3 protein-coding genes are annotated in these 4350 nt (G+C 63.5%); all 3 read right to left on the bottom strand.

The genetic code is table 11. The annotated features are described in order from the left end of the window. Positions 1–79: 79 nt before the first annotated feature. From ACR0AA_RS23195 to ACR0AA_RS23185, 3 genes are read right to left on the bottom strand one after another with little or no spacing between them, the layout of a single operon-like run. The gene (locus tag ACR0AA_RS23195) at positions 80–1495 is read right to left on the bottom strand and encodes a polysaccharide biosynthesis/export family protein (RefSeq protein ID WP_480666396.1); all 1416 of its coding nucleotides are present in this window, start codon (positions 1493–1495) and stop codon (positions 80–82) included. Then, on the bottom strand, positions 1485–2126 hold the full coding sequence (locus tag ACR0AA_RS23190; RefSeq protein WP_480666397.1) for a YjbF family lipoprotein: 642 nt from the start codon (positions 2124–2126) through the stop codon (positions 1485–1487). The genes ACR0AA_RS23195 and ACR0AA_RS23190 overlap by 11 nt, the downstream gene beginning before the upstream one ends. Then, on the bottom strand, positions 2123–4153 hold the full coding sequence (locus ACR0AA_RS23185) for a YjbH domain-containing protein (protein WP_480757741.1): 2031 nt from the start codon (positions 4151–4153) through the stop codon (positions 2123–2125). The genes ACR0AA_RS23190 and ACR0AA_RS23185 overlap by 4 nt, the downstream gene beginning before the upstream one ends. Positions 4154–4350: the final 197 nt, after the last annotated feature.

Below are 4350 nucleotides of genomic sequence, written 5' to 3'. Positions count from 1 at the left end.
CTAATTGCGGTTGTGTGCTGCGGCGTAGTTTCAAGTGGTTTGATTGCGCACCGCCTTTGGTATCTGGCGGTGCTTTTTATCAGTTTATCGCGGCGTTGATGGGTGTTGTGATGAGGGACGGTACGATCTGGCTGACCGTTCTGCCCCATTTGGTGACGGGGTTTTCTGCGATGAAGATGATGTCGTTGGAGCGCAGTTCGAACTGAGCGGCGAGTGTGAGGTGCGCGGCGTTTTTGGTGTCGAGGTGCCATGCCGTGACGGCGCCGAGTTCGCGGGGGTCCTGTGCGGCGCGCAGGACGTAGACCTCGGAGGCGTCGCCGGTTTCCTTGGCGACACCGCCTCCGGTGTCAAAGAGCGCGTCGGCCAGGGTGGCTTTGTGGTTGAACGGCAAGGGATAGCGACCCTGGGTACGGACCTCGCCGGACAGGTAGACATAGTCGCGGTCGACGGCATCCAGCTCGATGGACTGGAGGAAATTGCTGCGGCGTTCGTCCAGGTCGGCGCGGCGCAGATTGACCGCGATGTTCAGTTCCTGCAGGGCGGTCTGGCGGCCCTCGAGCACGGTCTCGCGCAGCGCGATCTGCTGGGCAAAGTAGCGCTCGGCGCGGTCCAGATCATAGTCGGTATCGACAAAGACCGAGTCATTGGCGATCAGGTTGAGGTTCTGCAGCGCAGTGCGCGAATAAAGGTCTTCCAGCGGAATCTGATAGACCTGCCCGTCGCGGTAGATGCGTACCGAGGAATTGTCGATGTCGCTGACCGAGACGGACCCGGCGGCCGACAGCGCCTCGCCCAGGGTCAGTTGGGTCAGGGTGATCGGCTGCACGCCGGGCAGGCCGACGGCCCCGCCGACCGAGACGCGGCGCGAGTTGAACTCGGCAATCTCCAGGCTGAAGGTCGGGTCGATCTGGTTTTCCACCAGGCGTTGGAACAGTAGCGCCTCGGCCTCGTCCACGGTCAGGCCGACCAGCCGGACACGGCCGACATCGGGGATGTTGATCGAGCCGTCATCCTGCACGGTATAGCCGTTGCGGCTGTTCTGCGCGGCCAGCAGGCCCGACAGCTCTCCGGCGGTGCCTTGGGTCGAGGGGGTCGACAGAACCAGCACGTCGCCGATGCCGATGGTATAGGGGCCGGGGTTGACCTGGGGCGGCGGGTCCAGCTGCAGCCCGGCGCGCGATCCGTCCTGGGTCGAGGGCGCCTCGGGCAGCGGGCCGGTGCCGCGCAGGCTGGTGCTGGAGCCCGAGCCGGCCGACAGGCCGAACACCGATGGCAGGGTCTTGGGGGCGTAGGGCGAGCGGTTGGCCACCAGCACCGTTTCCGGTGTCACCGGTACAACGCGCACCTTGCCCGCGTCCGAGACGCCCGCAGTCACCGAGGAGCTGCGGTAGATCGTCGAGCATCCGGCGATCAGGCCGGTCAGGGCCAGCGCGCTGAAGAAAAGTGGGATATGGCGCACGGTACGTCCTCCACGGGTCAGAAACTTAACTGTCATCGGGCACCACCTTTATGAACATGTTGCCCAGAAACGGCCCGGTCCATTGCGAGGACTGGACGATACGGCCGGTGCTTTTGCGCACCCAGTAAACGTTGGTGAAACGATCCGCCACCCCATAGCAATCCTCTTGCCATTTTGCCGTGGCGACGGGTGTGCCGCGCAGCACAACGGTGTCAGAGCCCGCTTGGGTGATCAGGCATTTATAAGCGCGCAGGTTGACCTCGTCATCGCCATTGAGAAAGCTGTGGAACCGTTCGACCTGACCGCTGCCACCGCCCAGGACCAGATCGGCGCTCTGGCGGATATCCGATCCGCTCAGACCGCCGCCAAAGCCCAGGGCCGAGGTCAGCATGCCCTGCTCCAGCGTGATGGTTGCACCATCCGCAGTCAGCCAGGTCTGCACCCCGGCGCGCTCGGTCTCCAGCAGCATGACGCCGGCCAGATCGCGGGTCGGGAAGCCAACCTCGAGCCGGGGCGGGATCGGGCGGCGCGCGGCCAGCGCTTCGGCGCGCGGGTTGAACCGGGGCGCGTTGGGAAACAGCGTTCCTTTGAGCAGCTCGACATCGTCCTGCGCTTCACCGCAGGAGATCAGCGCCAGGGTCAGCAGGGCGGTGCGCAAAACCTTCATCGCCAGAACCTCCCCCAGCCGCGGGACAGGTCCTGCGTGCGCGCCTCGCGGGTCACGCCGTAAAGCCGGTTGCGCACATTCAGCCGCGCGCCGCCATCGCGCAGGACGGGTCGGATGGTCTGCGCGAGCTTGTTGCGCGACGGGCGTCCGGTCAGCCACGAAACGGGGATTTCCAACCGGACGCCCTTGTCGAACGAGCCTTCGCCGAATTCCTCGGAGCTGACATTGGTCAGGGTAAAGAACGCGCCCACCTTGAAGCCGTTGTTGAACTCGCGATCCAGCGTGAAGGTGGCCCCATAGTCACCGGCCAGGTAACGCCCGACATCGACCTGCGCGTGATACTCGCCCGGTAGGTCGTAATAGGCCGAAACATGCCCGGTGAAGACGTTGTAATCCTGAAAGCCGAACAGCACGTCAAAGTCACGCTGGGCCACATAGTTGGCCTCGGCCCCAAGGGCCAGGCGGCTGTTGGTGGGATACCACAACAGTTCGGCCGAAAGCCCGCCGAACATGGTCTCGAGGTAGCCCAGCGTGGTGCGGGCATAGAGGTTCTCGCCGGGGCGCCACATATACTCGGCGGTCATATGCTCGATCCGCAGGTTGGATTCGCGCGCATAGATCGCCCAATCCGAACGCACATGCGGCAAGGTCGAGTCCGAGACACGGGTGCTGTCATCCAGCGTGCTGAGGATCGGCAGGCGCAGGCCGGTCGAGAAGGTCAGGCCCGGCGACAGGGTGTAATCCAGCTCCAGCGCCGCGCCCAGCTCGTATCGCAGCGGGTCGTCGGGATCAAAGAACGAGAAGTTCAGATAGGGGCCGAACCGGTACGAGAAATGCGGGAAAGCATCACTCAGGGTCCCCCCCTGCACCAGCGGCAGCGTGTCCGAGACCTCGGCCCGGGCAAAGCTGCGCCAGGCATTGTCGGGGTCATGCTCCAGCTCGTAAAGGTCATCGCGGTTGACGCGCACCGCGCTGAGCGGCACGCCGTTCGACATCAGCGCGATGTCGAAATGCTCGCTCTGGGGCGGCTGTTCATTGGCCAGCACGCGGGCGGTCCGGCCAAGGGCCTGGGCAGCCTGGTTATAGCGGTTGTTCTCAACCCCGATGCGGACCGTGTCGCCGGTCTCGGACAGGTAGACCAGCCGCAGCCCTTCCTGGTTCAGCGCAGATTGCATCCGCGCCCGGATGTCTCCCGAGGTCCGCCCGGCCGTTGCGGCAGCGACCTGCGCCTCGGGCTGCAGCGGCGGCGGGGCGGCGCCCTGACCGCCCGGCGTCACCGCTTTGCGCGGATCGACGAAATAGCTGTAGGTCAGCCCCAGCGTGGTGCCGTAAAGGTAAGATGTGGTCAGCTGTGATCCGTTTTTGAACCGGTACTGGACCCCGACATTGATCGGCGATTTGACCCGCAAACTGTCTGCGACGGCTTCCTCCGTATACAGATCGGGGGAATACTCGGCCAGAAAGGTCAGCCGGTCGTCAAATTGCCAGCTGACACCGCCAAACAGGGCCGCGTCGCCGCGAAACCAGTTGCCGAACTCCAGCTCTCCCCCCTGACCGTTCGAGTTCGAGCGCGGGCGGGTATCGAACCGGCTGCCAAATATGCCCAGCGGGTTCGAAAACGCGCCCCGTCCGGCCATGCGCCCCCAACCGATACCGCCAGTCAGCTTAACCCGGTCACGAAACGTCTTTGTGGCCACGAAATATTCCGCAGCATAAATGCCCGTACCACCAAAATCGCGCAGCCCCATCACAATGGCCGGACCGTTCCTGCTTTCTTCACGCAACCGGAAGTGGACATCAAAACTGCGGTCGTAATTTGTCAGGTCGGGATCGGAAAACCTGTCAATAACGGCGTAGCGGAAACTGCCATTCACCCAGGGCAGCAACTGAAACGTCATCGTCGCCCGGCCGCTGTTCCGAAGCCCCGCCGCGGTGAACACCAACGCGCCGTCATCGAACATCTCGGCAGTCGGAACCTCAAGAAGGCCGGGCGTGCCATAGGTGGACACAGATTGCGCCTGCGCCATGCCCGGCGCAACCGCGCACACCAAAGCCAACAGGCTTCTCCGCCTCAATGTCACCGCTCGAACCTTCACGCCATTATCGATTTTTGCCGCCTGACTAACGACTTTCCAGGACCCAGTCCCGAACCAATCCAAACAAAATCACCTTTCTTCAATCCTTGTGACCATTCTGCACAAGCAAAAAAAACAAGAAGCGGTAA

It is taken from the genome of Ruegeria sp. CE8, assembly GCF_056537465.1.
The sequence above is the reverse complement of the archived record's forward strand: the minus strand, read 5'-3'. Positions and strand labels throughout refer to the sequence as shown.

What these genes read in the sequence shown, in the direction of transcription:
- ACR0AA_RS23190 (WP_480666397.1), bottom strand. Translation starts at nt 2,126, where the DNA reads ATGAAGGTTTTGCGCACCGCCCTGCTGACCCTGGCGCTGATCTCCTGC.
- ACR0AA_RS23195 (WP_480666396.1), bottom strand. Translation starts at nt 1,495, where the DNA reads ATGACAGTTAAGTTTCTGACCCGTGGAGGACGTACCGTGCGCCATATC.
- ACR0AA_RS23185 (WP_480757741.1), bottom strand. Translation starts at nt 4,153, where the DNA reads ATGGCGCAGGCGCAATCTGTGTCCACCTATGGCACGCCCGGCCTTCTT.